Source organism: Bradyrhizobium sp. NAS96.2, from assembly GCF_001908235.1.
Lineage (GTDB): Bacteria > Pseudomonadota > Alphaproteobacteria > Rhizobiales > Xanthobacteraceae > Bradyrhizobium.
The window spans coordinates 1-15,408 of record NZ_LGHK01000183.1 but is presented as its reverse complement, the minus strand read 5'-3'; the positions used below and the strand labels follow the sequence as shown (position 1 = coordinate 15,408).

The 15,408-nt window shown below is 66.1% G+C and carries 16 protein-coding genes; 10 read left to right on the top strand and 6 right to left on the bottom strand.

Annotated elements, in window-relative coordinates; all coding sequences use genetic code 11:
• Positions 1 to 5 precede the first annotated feature (5 nt).
• Positions 6 to 1,202 (bottom strand): MFS transporter, encoded by a 1,197-nt coding sequence (locus AC628_RS32100; RefSeq protein WP_074130765.1) that lies wholly within the window; start codon positions 1,200 to 1,202, stop codon positions 6 to 8.
• Positions 1,203 to 1,218: 16 nt separating this feature from the next.
• On the bottom strand, positions 1,219 to 2,076 hold the full coding sequence (gene kdsA, locus AC628_RS32095) for a 3-deoxy-8-phosphooctulonate synthase (protein ID WP_074130764.1): 858 nt from the start codon (positions 2,074 to 2,076) through the stop codon (positions 1,219 to 1,221).
• 167 nt (positions 2,077 to 2,243) lie between these two features.
• Here kdsA and AC628_RS32090 point away from each other — a divergent pair, with 167 nt between their 5' ends.
• The gene (locus AC628_RS32090; RefSeq protein ID WP_074130763.1) at positions 2,244 to 2,582 is read left to right on the top strand and encodes a PAAR domain-containing protein; all 339 of its coding nucleotides are present in this window, start codon (positions 2,244 to 2,246) and stop codon (positions 2,580 to 2,582) included.
• A 301-nt stretch (positions 2,583 to 2,883) separates the two neighbouring features.
• Here the strand turns inward: AC628_RS32090 and AC628_RS32085 are convergent, their stop codons facing one another.
• Positions 2,884 to 3,210 carry an NIPSNAP family protein gene (locus AC628_RS32085; RefSeq protein WP_074130762.1) on the bottom strand — a complete coding sequence of 109 codons (327 nt, stop codon included), beginning with the start codon at positions 3,208 to 3,210 and terminating at the stop codon, positions 2,884 to 2,886.
• A 170-nt stretch (positions 3,211 to 3,380) separates the two neighbouring features.
• On the opposite strand from AC628_RS32085, the gene AC628_RS32080 reads away from it, so the two are divergent.
• From AC628_RS32080 to AC628_RS32070, 3 genes are all read left to right on the top strand, one after another.
• Positions 3,381 to 4,055 (top strand): response regulator transcription factor, encoded by a 675-nt coding sequence (locus AC628_RS32080; RefSeq protein ID WP_074130761.1) that lies wholly within the window; start codon positions 3,381 to 3,383, stop codon positions 4,053 to 4,055.
• Positions 4,052 to 5,431 (top strand): sensor histidine kinase, encoded by a 1,380-nt coding sequence (locus AC628_RS32075; protein WP_074130760.1) that lies wholly within the window; start codon positions 4,052 to 4,054, stop codon positions 5,429 to 5,431. Before AC628_RS32080 ends, AC628_RS32075 begins: the two co-directional genes overlap by 4 nt.
• A gap of 115 nt (positions 5,432 to 5,546) precedes the next feature.
• Positions 5,547 to 6,212: a class I SAM-dependent methyltransferase gene (locus AC628_RS32070; protein ID WP_074130759.1), complete on the top strand. Its 666-nt coding sequence runs from the start codon at positions 5,547 to 5,549 to the stop codon at positions 6,210 to 6,212.
• Between the two features lie 18 nt (positions 6,213 to 6,230).
• On the opposite strand, the gene pyrG is transcribed toward AC628_RS32070, so the two are convergent.
• Complete coding sequence (gene pyrG / locus AC628_RS32065) at positions 6,231 to 7,862, bottom strand: CTP synthase (RefSeq protein ID WP_074130758.1); 1,632 nt, start codon at positions 7,860 to 7,862, stop codon at positions 6,231 to 6,233.
• Positions 7,863 to 8,029: 167 nt separating this feature from the next.
• Complete coding sequence (secG, locus tag AC628_RS32060) at positions 8,030 to 8,419, bottom strand: preprotein translocase subunit SecG (RefSeq protein ID WP_050419627.1); 390 nt, start codon at positions 8,417 to 8,419, stop codon at positions 8,030 to 8,032.
• Positions 8,420 to 8,623: 204 nt separating this feature from the next.
• On the opposite strand from secG, the gene AC628_RS32055 reads away from it, so the two are divergent.
• Both AC628_RS32055 and AC628_RS32050 read left to right on the top strand, forming a co-directional pair.
• Positions 8,624 to 9,190 (top strand): helix-turn-helix domain-containing protein, encoded by a 567-nt coding sequence (locus tag AC628_RS32055; protein ID WP_074130757.1) that lies wholly within the window; start codon positions 8,624 to 8,626, stop codon positions 9,188 to 9,190.
• A 3-nt stretch (positions 9,191 to 9,193) separates the two neighbouring features.
• Positions 9,194 to 9,724, top strand: a complete 531-nt coding sequence (locus AC628_RS32050; RefSeq protein ID WP_074130756.1) for a GNAT family N-acetyltransferase — start codon at positions 9,194 to 9,196, stop codon at positions 9,722 to 9,724.
• 112 nt (positions 9,725 to 9,836) lie between these two features.
• On the opposite strand, the gene tpiA is transcribed toward AC628_RS32050, so the two are convergent.
• Complete coding sequence (tpiA, locus tag AC628_RS32045; RefSeq protein WP_074130755.1) at positions 9,837 to 10,589, bottom strand: triose-phosphate isomerase; 753 nt, start codon at positions 10,587 to 10,589, stop codon at positions 9,837 to 9,839.
• Positions 10,590 to 10,828: 239 nt separating this feature from the next.
• Between tpiA and AC628_RS32040 the strand changes: the two genes are divergently transcribed.
• The 4 genes from AC628_RS32040 (at position 10,829) to moaC (ending at position 15,181) form a co-directional block, all read left to right on the top strand.
• Entirely contained in the window at positions 10,829 to 12,730 is a 1,902-nt protein-coding gene (locus tag AC628_RS32040) for a peptidylprolyl isomerase (protein WP_074130754.1), read from the top strand.
• 70 nt (positions 12,731 to 12,800) lie between these two features.
• Positions 12,801 to 13,814 (top strand): anthranilate phosphoribosyltransferase, encoded by a 1,014-nt coding sequence (gene trpD / locus AC628_RS32035; protein WP_074130753.1) that lies wholly within the window; start codon positions 12,801 to 12,803, stop codon positions 13,812 to 13,814.
• Positions 13,815 to 13,824: 10 nt separating this feature from the next.
• Positions 13,825 to 14,646, top strand: coding sequence for an indole-3-glycerol phosphate synthase TrpC (gene trpC, locus AC628_RS32030; protein ID WP_074130752.1), 822 nt, complete (start codon positions 13,825 to 13,827; stop codon positions 14,644 to 14,646).
• A 4-nt stretch (positions 14,647 to 14,650) separates the two neighbouring features.
• Positions 14,651 to 15,181, top strand: a complete 531-nt coding sequence (moaC, locus tag AC628_RS32025; protein ID WP_074130751.1) for a cyclic pyranopterin monophosphate synthase MoaC — start codon at positions 14,651 to 14,653, stop codon at positions 15,179 to 15,181.
• Positions 15,182 to 15,408: the final 227 nt, after the last annotated feature.

Sequence of the window (15,408 nt, the reverse complement as noted above, 5' to 3'; positions counted from 1 at the left end):
AGCGCTCAGGAGCCGGCATGCGCGTCAGCGGGCGCACGCTGCTTGAGGAATCTCGCACAGATGAAGCCAAGCACGACCATCACGGCGGCGGCCGAGACCAGCGTCGCGGTCTTGCCGGCATGTTGAAGACCAAAACCATAGGCGATCGGGCCGACGGTCTGGCCCATGAAGAAGAAGAACGAGTGCAGCGACAGCGCCGTGGCGCGCGCTTCGACCGATAGCTCGCTGGCGAACACCTGCAGGCAGCCGTGGATCATGTAGAAGCCGAGGCCCATCACCAGCAGGCCCGCCGTCTGCAGCTTCCAATGCGGCCCGAAGGCGACGCCGACCAGTTGAATCGCGACCAGCGTGGCGCCGACGATCATCATGCCCCTCACCCCGATCCACGGCAGCAGGCGCGAGACGGTCAGCGTGTAGAGCAGCCCGCCGATCGCAAAGCCTGCGATCACGATGCCGGCAATCGACAGCGACGTCTCGCCGAGCTCGAACAGGAACGAGGCGATGAAGGGAAACAGCCCGAGCACGCAGCAGCCTTCGATGAAAACAGCCGAATAGCAGATCCGCGCGTTCGGATTGGTGAAGATGGTGCGATAGCCGTGGCGCAGCGCCTTCAGGCTGGTGCGCGGCGGACGGTTCAGCGCAGCGCCGCGGAAGCCGGCCGCAACCGCCAGCGCGACGATGATCACAAGGCCGCCGAGCACCGCGAGCACGCCGCGCCAGCCGAGCAGATCGCCGATCAGGCCAGAGGCCGTGGCGCCGAGCAGATTGCCGGTCATCGAGCCCGCCAGCGTACGGCCGATCGCGAGCTGCCGCTTGTCCGGGCCGACCAGATCGCTGGTCAGCGACAGCGCCACCGGAAACACGCCGCCCGAGCCGACGCCGGCGAGGATGCGGGTCACGAACAGCATCGGGAACGAGGTCGAGAGCGCGCCGAGGATGTTGGCGACGCCGAGCAGTCCGAGACAAATCGTCATCAGCCGCGCCTTGCCGAACAAATCGGCAGCGGCGCCGATCGCCGGCTGCACCGCGGCAAAGGTGAAGGCGAACACCGCAGCAAAGCTCGCTGCGGTCGCGATGCTGACGCCGAAATCCTCGGCAACATGCGGCAGCACAGGATCGAGTGCACGCACCGACAGGCTCGCCGCGAAGGTTGCCAGCGTGATGACGTTGAGGGCCGGCGGCATGCCGCTGGTTGCGGTCATGTCGTCGTCACCCCCGTCAGGCTGCGGTCTTGGCGAGCGCGTCGAACTGCATCAGCCGCTTGACGAGGGCTTCGAACTCGCGCAGCGGCACCATGTTGGGGCCGTCGGACGGCGCGTGATCCGGATCGGGATGGGTCTCGATGAACACGCCGGCGACGCCGACCGCGACCGCCGCGCGCGCCAGCACCGGCACGAATTCGCGTTCGCCGCCCGACGAGGTGCCCTTGCCGCCGGGCTGCTGCACCGAATGGGTGGCGTCGAAGATCACCGGCGCACCGGTGGTGCGCGCGAGGATCGGCAGCGCACGCATGTCGGACACCAGCGTGTTGTAGCCGAACGATGCGCCGCGCTCGGTGACCAGCACATTGGCGTTGCCGGCGCCGGTGATCTTGCTGACCACATTCGCCATGTCCCATGGCGCCAGGAACTGGCCTTTCTTGACGTTGACGACCTTGCCGGTCGCAGCCGCCGCCAGCAGGAGATCGGTCTGCCGGCACAGGAAGGCCGGGATCTGCAGCACGTCGACCGCCTGCGCCGCTTCCGCGCACTGGTCGGGTTCATGCACGTCCGTCAGCACCGGCAACCCGAGCGAGGAACGGATCTCGGCGAAGATCGGCAGCGCCTGCTTCAGCCCGATGCCGCGCGCGGCCGATGCGCTGGTGCGGTTCGCCTTGTCGAACGAGGTCTTGTACACCAAGCCGATCTTGAGCCGCGCCGCGATCTCCTTCAGCGCGGAAGCCACTTCAAGCGCATGCGCGCGGCTCTCGAGCTGGCAGGGACCGGCGATGATCTGTAAGGGCAAGGCGTTGCCGAATTTGGCCGATCCGACGGCAACGATCGGCGCGGCGGCTTGCGCGGAAACCTGATTGGTCAAAATTGAGCATCCTTTCGTCGGCGACCATGCAATCCCGCGCCGGAGGGATCAAGCCATCCGGCACGATGAGGGGGTTGCGCTGACGCCGTGGGTGCGCCGTGCTATCACAATCCTGCCCCAACCGCCCCTATAGAGTGCGGCGGAACAGATTCCCAGTGAGGGACGACATGCGCTTTTCGCCTGCGATCATAGCCGTGGCCGCCCTGTCGGCGATGTCGGGTCTGGCCTACGGCCAGGCCAGCAGCCAGCCCGGGGTCGTCACCAGCGGCGCCAACGGCGTCACGGTCAACGGCAAGCCCGCCGCGCGCAGCGGCGACACCACCAGCAATGGCGGCCCGCTCGTTGAAGGCGTGCCCAATGTCCTGATCAACGGCAAGCCGGCGGTGGTGATGGGCGACCGCACGCATTGCGGCGGCAAGACGACGTCGGGCAGCCACGGCGTCTTCATCAACGGCAAGCCGATGGTGACGCAGGGCGATCAGACCTCGGGCTGCCCGCAACAATAGCGCTGCGGCGTTCGCCAACGGCCAAAATATCGAAAACAACCCCATGCAAAGGAGCTGGGCTGCCGTGTTCGACAAAGCAGCTTGACCCGTCGGGCAAATCAGGGATATATTTCCAATATTCCGAAATCGCGCAAGCGCACCTCGCCCACAATGCTATTGCATGTGGCGTGCGCGATCACGTTTGCCCTGAAGCGACGAAGCAATCCAGCCCGCGCATATGCGGTGCCAATGGATTGCATCGCGGCCTGTCATCGGGCGCGCATTCGCTCGCCCCGTTGGCTCGCAACGACGGCAGCCGGCGCTACTTGACCGCTGAGAACGACGTCGGCACCAGAAGCTGGTTTTCGATGGTGAGAACGATCTGGCCGTCCTCCTCGGTCTTGGCGCGCGCGGCGATCCATTCCGGATCGGTTGTGAACGCGGTCCATTTCTTCTCGCGCTCGGCGAGCGTTTCCCAGGCCAGCAGATAGGTCAGATCCTGGTTGGATTCGCCGACCAGCGTCGTGAAGAAGCCGGCCTGCCTGATGCCGTGCTTGTCCCAGAGCTTCAGCGTGATGGTCTCGAAGCGCTTGAGCAACGCCGGCAGCCGGCCCGGCAGGCAACGATAAACGCGGGTCTCGTAGATCATTGGCGATCCTTCCAGATTGTTGTGCGGGCGGTTATAGCGAGCGGGTTCCGGACTGTCTTGAGGGGGCGACAACATGGCACCCCTGCTCGCACGGGGCGGCCATCTCCGCAATGTTGTTGCAATGTTGCTTGCCCTAATACCGGTCGTTCGGGATATGGATCCAAGAGCACATGCGGATATTGCTGGTTGAGGATGAGGCCGAGATGGCGTCGGCGCTGGCGCAGGCGCTGAAGGGCTACGACATGGTGGTCGACCATGTGCCGAGCCTCGCCGAGGCCGAGGAAGCGATTTCCGCCGACGTGCATGGCGCGGTGCTGCTCGACCGCCAGCTTCCCGACGGCGACGGCCTCACGCTGATCCCGAAGCTGCGCGCCAAGGCCGACGGCGTTCCGATCATCGTGCTGACCGCGCGCGGCGACCTCGCCGACCGCATCGCCGGGCTCGACAGCGGCGCCGACGACTATCTGGCCAAGCCGTTCGCGGTCGAGGAGCTGTTGGCGCGGCTGCGTGCCGTGCTGCGCCGTCCCGCCGGCCTGCAGCTCGAGATCATCAAGGCCGGCCGCATGGCGTTCGATTGCAGCCATCGCGAGGCCAGCGTCAATGGCCGCCCGCTCGACCTGCCGCGGCGCGAGCTTCTGGTGCTGGAGACGCTGCTGCGCCGCCTCGGCCGCACCGTGCTGCGCGCGACGCTCGAGGAGGCCGTGTACAATTTCGAGGACGAGATCCAGTCGAACGCGCTCGATGCCCATGTCTCGCGGCTGCGGCGCAAGCTCGCCGACACCGATGCCGGCGTCGAGATCCACAGCATTCGCGGCGTCGGCTACCTGCTCAAGCAGGTGTCATGAGCGAATCCGCCGATCACTATTGCCTGCGCTCGCAACTGAGCTGGCGGCTGGTCGCGCTGCAGGCGCTGCTGCTTGCCATGCTGATCGTTTGCCTGATCAGCGCATTGTGCGTCACCGGTTTCCTGATCGTCCCGCGCGATGAGGATCACGTCATTTCCATCGTGCAGAGCGCGATCGCACGCGATGGGCAGGGCAATCTGGTGTTGCGCCCGACCGCCGAGCTCAAGCAGCTTCGCGAGACCACGCCCGACCTCTGGTTCCTGGTGCGCGACCGGCAAGGCCATTCGCTATCGGAAGGCACAGTGCCGCCCGAATTCGCCGGGATCGGTGCTGCACTCGACCAGATCAGCCAGGCCAGGCTCGGCTGGCAGATGTTCGAGGACGATCCGCGCAAACAGCCGGCGCGGCTGAAACGCATCAATTCCGACGCCGGCCCGGTGCAGGTGCTCACGGCTACGCAAGGGCCGACGTCGAGCATCAAGACGGCACTCGCCACGACGCTGGCATTCCTTGCCGTTGCCCTGCCCGGCCTGCTGCTGATGGCGTGCGCCACGTTCATCGCAACGCCAATGGTGGTGAAGCGCGCTTTCGCCGGCCTCGACACCGCAGCCGACCAGGCGCGCCGGATCGATTTCCGCCAGCGCGGCAGCCGGCTGTCGGCCGATCACGTGCCGCTTGAGGTCGCGCCGCTGGTGACCGCCGTCAACGACGCGCTGACGCGGCTCGACGACGGCTATTCCCGCCACCAGCGTTTCGTCGCGGATGCCGCGCACGAATTGCGCACGCCGATCGCGATCCTCAACACGCGGCTGGAGTCGCTACCCGCGGGCCCTGAGAAAACCCGCCTCCTCGAGGACTCGGCACGGCTTGCGACGCTCGCCGAGCAGCTGCTCGACATCCAGCGCTTCGACCAGTGCCGCAATCCTTTTGGACGTGTCGATCTCGTCGCGGTCGCGCGCAATGTCGCCGCCGATCTCGCGCCGCTCGCGATCGCGGGCGGTTACGAATTATCGCTCGATAGCGCCGCCGACCACGTCGAAACGCTGGGCGACCGCGCCGCGCTGGAGCGCGCGCTGACCAATCTCGTGCAGAACGCCATCCAGCATGGCGGCCGCCGCGGCACCATCACCATCCATGTCGGCAGTGCCGCGACGGTCGATGTGACCGACGAAGGCGACGGCATTCCAAAGCATGAGCGCACGCGGATCTTCGATCCGTTCTATCGACTCGCGCCGCTCGACCGCGGCGCCGGCCTTGGTCTGAACATGGTGCGCGAGATCGCAAGGCTGCATGGCGGTCACGTCTCCGTGCTCGACGGACCGAAGGGCGGCGCATGCTTCCGTCTTACATTACCGCCGGCGCCTTTCGCATCGTGATGCCAGAGCGCTTTCCAGCATCATCGCGCAATGTTCTCGCAATGCAGCCCCCGCAAAGAGGAGATCGCGCCGCGCGATCGAGTCGCGACGCGACGACACTTTGCTGGGAATCCCAATGGCACATGATCTCCTTTCTTTCTTCACGGCGTGGATGGCCGCCCCCGGCCGCGTCGGCGCTATCGCGCCCTCAGGCGCGGCGCTCGCCGAACTGATCACGCGCGACATCAACGCCAACACCGGCCCGGTGCTGGAGCTCGGTCCTGGAACGGGCGCCTTCACCTATCAGCTGCTGAAGCACGGCGTGCGCCAGCAGGATCTCACGCTGATCGAATACGGCTCGGATTTCATGCGGCTGCTGCAGCTCCGCTTTCCCGGCGCGCGCGTGCTGTGGATAGATGCGGCGCGGCTGGCCTCGGAACGGCTGTATGACGGCGCGCCGGTCGGCGCAGTGGTCAGCGGACTGCCGCTGCTCAACATGTCGCCGCGCAAAGTCATCTCGATCGTCGGCGGCGCATTCAGCTACATGCGTCCCGGCGGCGCGTTCTACCAATTCACCTATGGGATGCGCTGCCCGATACGGCGACCGATCCTCGACCGGCTCGGCCTGCGCGCCACGCTGGTTGATCGCGCCATCCTCAACGTGCCGCCCGCCGCGGTCTACCGGCTGACGCGGCGACCGCAGTACAAGCTGTTGACGCGTGACGTCGCACCGGCGGCCTGCACCAACGTTTCACCGATCAAGAAGGAACGCCAGGCGAGCGAGGACTGCGCCGCCGTGTGACGGCGCAGCTGACCGCGGTTACATCAGCCGGCTCTGCTTCGCCGCGGCCTCAATGAAGGACGCGAACAGCGGATGCGGTTCAAACGGCCGCGACTTCAGTTCGGGATGGAACTGGACGCCGATGAACCAGGGATGGTCCTCGTACTCGACGATCTCGGGCAGCACGCCGTCGGGCGACATGCCGGAGAAACGCAGGCCGTGCTGTTCGAGGCGATTCTTGTAGGCGGTGTTGACCTCGTAGCGGTGACGGTGCCGCTCGGAGATCTCGGTCGCGCCGCCATAGACCTGCGAGACGCGGCTGCCGCGATTGAGCGCCGCGGGATAGGCGCCGAGCCGCATCGTGCCGCCGAGGTCGCCGCTCTGCGAGCGCTTCTCGAGCTCGTTGCCGCGCAGCCATTCGGTCATCAGGCCGACCAGCGGCTCCTCGGTCGGGCCGAACTCTGTCGAATTGGCGTTCTCGATACCGACCAGATTGCGCGCCGCCTCGATCACCGCCATCTGCATGCCGAAGCAGATGCCGAAATACGGCACGTCGCGCTCGCGCGCGAACTGCGCCGCGCGGATCTTGCCCTCGGCACCGCGCTGGCCGAAGCCGCCGGGCACCAGGATGCCGTTGACGTGCTCGAGGAACGGCGCCGGGTCCTCGTTCTCGAACACCTCGCTCTCGATCCAGTCGAGATTGACCTTCACCTTGTTGGCGATGCCGCCATGCGAGAGCGCCTCGATCAGCGATTTGTAGGCGTCCTTCATGCCGGTGTACTTGCCGACGATCGCGATCGTCACCGCGCCTTCCGGATTGCGGACGCGCTCGTTGATCACGTGCCAGCTCTGCAGCGCCGGCGGAATCTTCGCCGTGATACCGAACGCGGCCAGCACCTCGTCGTCGAGGCCGGCGGCGTGATAGGCCTCGGGCACCGCGTAGATGTTGTCGACGTCGCGCGCCTCGATCACGGCGCTCTCGCGCACGTTACAGAACAGGCCAAGCTTGCGCCGCTCTTCCTTGGGGATTTCGCGATCAGTGCGGCACAGCAGGATGTCCGGCTGGATGCCGATCGAGCGCAGCTCCTTCACCGAGTGCTGCGTCGGTTTTGTCTTGAGTTCGCCGGCACTTGGAATGTACGGCAAAAGCGTCAGGTGAATGTAGACGGCGTGATCGCGCGGCAGCTCGTTCTTGAGCTGGCGGATCGCCTCGAAGAACGGCAGGCCCTCGATGTCGCCGACCGTGCCGCCGATCTCGACCAGCACGAAATCGTACTCGTCATTGCCCGACAGCACGAATTCCTTGATCGCGTTGGTGACGTGCGGGACCACCTGGATGGTGGCGCCGAGATAATCGCCACGGCGCTCCTTGGTGATGATGTCCTGGTAGATGCGACCGGTCGTGATGTTGTCAGCCTTGGTGGCCGGACGACCGGTGAAACGCTCGTAATGGCCGAGATCGAGATCGGTCTCGGCGCCGTCGTCGGTCACGAACACTTCGCCGTGCTGATACGGCGACATCGTTCCGGGATCGAGGTTGAGATAGGGATCGAGCTTGCGAAGGCGGACTTTGTAGCCCCTAGCCTGCAGCAAAGCGCCGAGCGCCGCTGAAGCCAGACCCTTGCCGAGCGAGGAGACCACGCCGCCGGTGATGAATATGTACCGCGCCATGGGACTTTACCTTTAAGCCGACTCCACCGATTCGCAAAACGAATCGGTTGTTCCCGGCAAACAAACCACCGGGCTGTGGGTTACGTTAAATTGCGAGCGATTTCAGACTATTGATGGGTATTCCTGATGCAGGATGCCAGCGGTGCATCCTGCATGGCCACCCTGCTTTATTGCGACCGAGGCGCCTGCGGGCCGCTCGGAGCCTGCTGGCCCTGCTGCTCGTCGGTCTTCTTCAGCGAATCGAGGATGCCGCCGGAGGTCGGGGGCGTCAGCGGCGCGCCGCCGGCCGGCTGGGTCTGCGCCGGTGCGCCGGTGCCGATGATCGAGCTCGGCTTGCGGTCGTAGCCCGCGTACCAGGACAGAAACAGGCTGGTGAGGAAGAAGCCGGCCGCGAGGATCGCGGTGGTCCGCGACAACAGATTCGCGGTGCCGCGGCTCGACATGAAGCCGGCGCCGCCGCCCATGCCAAGGCCACCGCCTTCGGATTTCTGCAGCAACACCGCGCCGATCATGACGGCGACGATCATGAGATGAATAATGATAACGACAGTCTGCATCGCAAGCCTTCCGTCACAAGCCGCCAAGCGGCCAGACAAACGGCGCTATCGGCTCTACGGTTTTCGTGAAGTCGCGCCCTGTTACACGATTGCACCGGGCATTGTCACCCCCGAGATAGTCGCATCGGCTGACATCGCAAGCGATGCCGATCGCGCTCCCTCGGGGCCTTGATCGGAACCGCTCTATTCCATTATAATTGACATATGGATACTTTGGTAGACGACCTGAGCCAACGCCTGGCGCAGCGGATCAGGCTCGAACGCGACGGCCGGGGCTGGTCGCTGGCCGAGCTTGCCGAACGCGCCGGGGTCTCGAAGGCGACCATCAGCAAAATCGAGCGCGCCGAAGTCAGTCCCACCGCGGTGGTGCTGGTACGCCTCGCCTCGGCCTTCGACCTCACGCTGGCCGGTCTGATGCTGCGCGCCGAGGGCCAGGGCGAGCGGCTGTCACGCGCCGCCACGCAGCCGGTGTGGCGCGATCCCGAAACCGGTTACCTCCGCCGCCAGGTGTTCAGCCGTCCCGATCATCCGGTCGAACTGGTGCGGGTCGAGCTGCCGCCGAAGCAGTCCGTGACCCTGCCCGCCTCGTCCTATGCCCACATCCGCCAACTGGTCTGGGTGCTGACCGGCAGCCTCGTCATCACCGAGAGCGGCGCACGCCATGTGCTTGGCCCCGGCGATTGCCTCGGCTTCGGCCCGCCTGCGGAAACCACCTTCGCCAACGAAACCAATGCCGGTTGCACCTACGTAGTCGCCCTGGCCCGGAGCTGATGCATGTCGCAGTTTTCCATCAAGCCGCTCGCCGACGAGCGCGGGATTCGCAACGCGCTCAGTGAGCTGTTGATCGAGACCGTCGCCAACGGCGGCTCCGTCAGCTTCATGCATCCGCTGGCGCCGGAGGACGCCGACGCGTTCTGGCAGGACTCGCTTGGCGCAGCGGCGCGCGGCGAGCGAGTAGTGCTCGGCGCGTTCGACGGCAATGATCTTATCGGCACCGTAACGCTGCTGCTCAAGCTGCCGCCGAACCAGCCGCACCGCGCCGAGATCGCAAAGATGATGACGCGCGTCGCCCGCCGCGGTCGCGGCGTGGCGACGGCCTTGATGCGCGCCGCCGAGCAGCTTGCGATCACGCACGGACGCACGCTGTTGGTGCTCGACACCGCCGAGGAGGACGGCGCCGGGCCATTCTATGAGCGGTTGGGCTTTCAGCTCACCGGACTCATCCCGGATTACGCGCTGAAGCCGCATGGCGGCCTCACCGGGACGATGATCTATTGGAAGCGGATCGGTGTGGCTGTGGCTTAGTCCGAACCGTCATTGCGAGGAGCGAAGCGACGAAGCAATCCATCGATCCGCACACGCGGTGAAATGGATTGCTTCGCTTCGCTCGCAATGACGTGGACGGAGCGCCGTCCGCCTAACAGCCCGCGGCGATCGCCAGGAAGTCGGATGCCTTCAAGCTGGCGCCGCCGACCAGCGCACCGTTGACGTTGGCGACGGCCATCAACTCTGCGGCGTTCGACGGCTTCACCGAGCCGCCATAGAGGATCCTGATCTTACTTCCCTCGCCCTTGAAGCGATCAGTGAGCTGTCCCCGGATAAACCTGTGAACTTCCTCGACATCCCCGGTGGTCGGGGTCAACCCGGTGCCGATCGCCCAGACCGGTTCATAGGCCACCACCAGATTGGCCGCGGTCGAGCCGTCGGGCAGCGAGCCCGCAAGCTGGGTGCCGCAGACATCGAGCGTCTTGCCGGCGTCGCGCTGCTCGCGCGTCTCGCCGATGCAGACGATCGCGGTCAGTCCGGCGCGCCAGACCGCCTCCGCCTTCTGCCGAATCAGGGCATCGCTCTCGCCATGGTCGGCGCGCCGCTCGGAGTGGCCGACGATGATGGCGACCGCGCCGAGGTCCTTGAACATCTCCGCCGAGAGGTCACCGGTGTGGGCGCCCGATGCCTTCGGATGGCAGTCCTGGGCGCCGACGGAAACCTTCGAGCCGCGCGCCTTGTCGGCAAAAGCGCCGACCAATGTCGCCGGCGGACAGACCAGGAGATCGGCCTTCCCGGCGACGCCGCCGGCGCCGGCCAGCATCGCGCCGAACTCGGCAAAGGAGGATTTCAGGCCGTTCATTTTCCAGTTGCCGGCGATCAGCGGCCGGATGGCGTCGGTCATGTCGGATTTCCCATCATTCAAGCCTCCCCTGCGCTATCAGAGCCGGGCGGCGACTTCCAGAGCACGGCTCGTGCCTGCTGACCGCTTCAATCCGCCCCCTTACCCATGGTTGCGGGGGGGCTTCGGCCACTTTATAAGCGTTTTCAATTCGGTGACGCCCTGCTGCCGGACAAAAAGTCCCGACTTTTGGTCCCATTTGGGCACGACCCGGTTCCCCTCCTGTAAAACAAGTTGGACCCATGCTTCGAGGAATGCGGAAAGCCTCATCAAACTGGCTCGGCAAGACGATTATGGCCGTGGTGATGGGCGTTTTGATCGTCAGTTTCGGAATTTGGGGCATTGCCGACATTTTCAAGGGGTTTGGCCAGTCGACCTTCGCCAAGGTCGGTGGAACCGAGATTTCCGCCGAGCAGTTCCGCCAGATCTATACCGACCGCTTGCAGCAGCTTGGCCGCCAGTTCGGCCGTCCGCTGACGCCGGACCAGGCGCGCGCCTTCGGGATTGATCGCCAGGTGCTGCAGCAGACGCTCGCGGAGGCCGCGCTCGATGAAGAAGCGCGCCGCATGGGCCTCAACCAGTCCGATGCCGAGGTGCTGCGCACGATCTACAACGATCCGAACTTCAAGGGCCTCAATGGCCAGTTCGATCCGCAGCGCTTCCAGTCCGTGATCCGCAACTTCGGCTACACCGAGGGCCGCTACATCGCCGAGCAGCGCCGCGTCGGCCTGCGGCGGCAGATCGCCGGCACCATCTCGTCCGGGATCGAGCCGACCAAATCGATGATCGAGGCGCTGACCCGTTTCCAGAACGAGCAGCGCTCGATCGATTACGTCACGCTCGGCGCCGCGCAGGCCGGCACCATCGATCCGCCCTCGCCCGAAGCGCTCGCCGCCTATTTCGAGGACCACAAGGTTCAGTTCCGCGCGCCCGAATACCGCAAGATCTCCTTCGTCGCGATCACGCCGGAGGAAATCGGCAAGTGGGAAACGGTGTCGGACGAGGACGCCAAGAAGCTCTTCGAGGAGCGCAAGGACCGGCTCAGCACGCCCGAGAAGCGTGAGGTCTCGCAGATCGTGTTTCCGGACGCCGGCGAGGCGCAGGCCGCCCGCGCGCGCATCACGTCAGGCACCTCATTCGACGACATCGCCAAGGAACGCAAGCTCAGCCCGGCCGACGTCAATCTCGGCCTGGTCGCAAAGTCGGCGATCCTCGATCCGGCCGTCGGCGATGCCGCTTTCTCTCTCCCGTCGGGCGAGGTCAGCCAGCCGGTCCAGGGCCGCTTCGGCATCGCGCTGGTCAAGGTCGGCAAGATCGAGCCGGGCGTGATCCCGACCTATGACAGCATGGCGCAGCAGGTGAAGAACGAGATCGCCTCCGAGCGCGCCCGCACCAAGGTGGCCGAACTGCGCGACAAGATGGAAGACGAGCGCGGCGGCGGCTCCAGCGTGATCGACGCGGCACAGAAGCTGAAACTGAACGCCGTCACGATCGATGCGGTCGATCGCTCGGGCCGCTTGCCGAACGGCCAGGTCGCGTCGAACATCCCGCGCGGCCTCGACGTGGTGTCGCAGGCCTTCAACAGCGACGTCGGCGTCGACAACGACCCGATCCAGTTCAACAACGGCTATGTCTGGTACGACGTGCTCGGCATCACGCCGTCGCGCGAGCGTCCCCTCGACGAGGTCCACGACCAGGTCGAGGCGAAGTGGCGGGAGGATCAGATCTCCGCCAAGCTGCGCGCCAAGGCGACCGAGATGGTCCAGAAGCTCGACAGCGGCGCCAAGCTCGCCGACGAGGCCACGGCGGCCGGCGTCAAGGTCGAGACCGCCGCGAACTTCAACCGCGAGGCCTCCCCGCCCGGCGTGCCGGCCGGCGTGATCGCGGCCGCATTCCGCACCGCCAAGGATGGCGACGGACAGACATCGACCGCCGGCGGCAGCCAGTGGGTCGTGTTCCGCGTCACCAATGTGACGGTGCCGCCGGTCGACTTCGCTTCCGACGCAGCCAAGCAGCTCACCGAGGCGCTGCGGCGCTCGATGAGCGACGAGCAGGTCGCGCAGTATGTCAGCAAGATCGAGACCGACATCGGCGTAACCATCAACCAGGCAGCCTTCGCACAGGTGACAGGCGCAAATAATTGAGCATGATCGGGACAGCACGACGGCGTGCTGTCCGCAGATCAAGCTCCAACAACAGACCCTGGGCCAGCGAATGGACGACCTGAAATCGATCATCGGAAAAGTCGCTACCGGCGCCACGCTGACGCGTGAAGAAGCGGCGTCTGCCTTCGACAGCATGATGTCGGGCGAAGCCACGCCCTCGCAGATGGGCGGGCTGTTGATGGCGCTGCGGGTGCGCGGCGAGACCGTCGAGGAGATCACCGGCGCCGTCACCGCGATGCGCGGCAAGATGCTGCCGGTCAAGGCGCCGGCCGAGGCCGTCGATATCGTCGGCACCGGCGGCGACGGCTCCGGCTCGGTCAATGTCTCGACCTGCGCGGCTTTCATCGTGGCCGGCGCCGGCGTGCCCGTCGCCAAACACGGCAACCGCGCGCTGTCGTCGCGCTCGGGCGCCGCCGACGTGCTGGCCTCGCTCGGGGTCAAGCTCGATCTGACGCCGGCGCAGGTCGGACGCTGCGTCGCGGAGGCCGGCATCGGCTTCATGTTCGCGCCCGCGCATCATCCGGCGATGAAGAATGTCGGCCCGACCCGGGTCGAGCTCGCCACCCGCACCATCTTCAACCTGCTCGGACCGCTGTCGAACCCGGCCGGCGTCAAGCGGCAGATGGTCGGCGTGTTCTCGCGGCAGTGGGTGCAGCCGCTGGCGCAGGTGCTGAAGAATCTCGGCTCGGACAAGGTCTGGGTCGTGCACGGCTCCGATGGCCTCGACGAGATCACCCTCACCGGTCCGACCTTCGTCGCGACGCTCGATAACGGCGAGATCAGGACATTCGAGGTGACGCCCGAGGAGGCTGGCCTTGGCCGCGTCGGCGGCGAGGCGCTGAAGGGCGGCGATGCCGACGCCAATGCGATCGCGCTCTCCAGCGTGCTGCAGGGCAAGCCGAGCGGCTATCGCGACGTCGCCCTGCTCAACGCCGCCGCGGCCCTGATCGTGGCCGGCCGCGCCAAGGATCTGAAGGAAGGGGTCGCGATCGGCGCCCAGTCGCTCGACAGCGGTGCGGCCGCTGCGCGGCTCAAGCATCTGATCGCGGTGTCCAACGGCTGAGAGTACAGAGATGTCCGACATCCTGACCAAGATCGAGGCGTACAAGCGCGAGGAGATCGCCGCCGCAAAGCGCGCGCGTCCGCTCGCCGATATCGAAGCGCAGGCGAAATCGGCCTCGGCCCCGCGCGGCTTCGTCCGCGCTCTCAAAGACAAGCACGCGCGCGGCGATTTCGCGTTGATTGCGGAAGTGAAGAAGGCTTCGCCCTCGAAGGGCCTGATCCGGGCCGATTTCGATCCGCCCGTGCTCGCAAAGGCCTATGAGGCCGGCGGCGCGGCGTGCCTGTCGGTGCTGACGGACGCGCCCTCGTTCCAGGGTCATCTCGACTTCATGGTCGCGGCCCGCGCGGCGACCAACCTGCCGGTGCTGCGCAAGGACTTCATGTTCGACACCTACCAGGTGGCGGAAGCGCGCGCCCACGGCGCCGACTGCATCCTGATCATCATGGCCGCGCTCGACGACGCGGCGGCGAAGGAGATCGAGGACACAGCCCTCGGCTACGGCATGGACGTGCTGATCGAGATCCACGACCGCGCCGAGCTCGACCGTGCCCTGAAACTTCGCTCGCCGATGATCGGCGTCAACAACCGCAATCTGCGCACCTTCGAGACCACGCTCGCGACCAGCGAGGCGCTGGCGCCGCTGATCCCGCGCGACCGCCTGATGGTCGGCGAAAGCGGCATCTTCACGCCTGATGATCTCGCCCGCCTCGAGCGCGTCGGGATGTCGACCTTCCTGGTCGGCGAGAGCCTGATGCGCCAGCAGGACGTCACCGCCGCCACCCGCGCCCTGCTGACGCGGCAGGCCGATCCGCGCGCCACCGCAACGCGCTGACGCGATGGCGCGGAAGTCCAAAGCCAATAAGACCCAGACCGAGCCGGCCGGCTCCGGCACCGCCCTCACCCATATCGATGCCAAGGGCGACGCGCGCATGGTCGACGTCTCGGCCAAGCCCGCGACCGAACGGACCGCCGTCGCTGAAGGCCGCGTCCTGATGAGCAGGGCCACGCTCGCGCTGATCGAGTCGGGGCAAGCCAAGAAGGGCGACGTGCTGGCGACCGCGCGGATCGCCGGCATCATGGCGGCAAAGCGGACCTCGGAATTGATCCCGCTCTGCCATCCGCTGGCGCTGACCAAGGTCACGATCGACATCGCAACCGACGCCAAGCTGCCCGGCTGCATCGTCCGCGCCAGCGTCAAGGTGACCGGGCCGACCGGTGTCGAGATGGAGGCGCTGACCGCGGTTTCGGTCGCCTGCCTGACGATCTACGACATGATCAAGGCGGTCGAGCGCGGCGTGCGCATCGAAGGCATTCATCTGATCGAGAAGATCGGCGGCAAGTCCGGGCACTATCGCGCCGGCGATTGATCGCAACGGGCGCGCATCGCGGGACTGACAGCTTCAGCTGATCTACCTGTCGGCCGGACGAGTCTCTATCCCCGTCATCCTGAGGAGCGCGAAGCGCGTCTCGAAGGATGCACGGCCCGGCCGCTGGCCGTCGATCCTTCGAGGCTCGCTCCGCTCGCACCTTGTACTGGAAGGCTCTGCTATCTTTGTTGCGTTCCGCAAGGAATGGCTCGATCCGGGTGGCCACC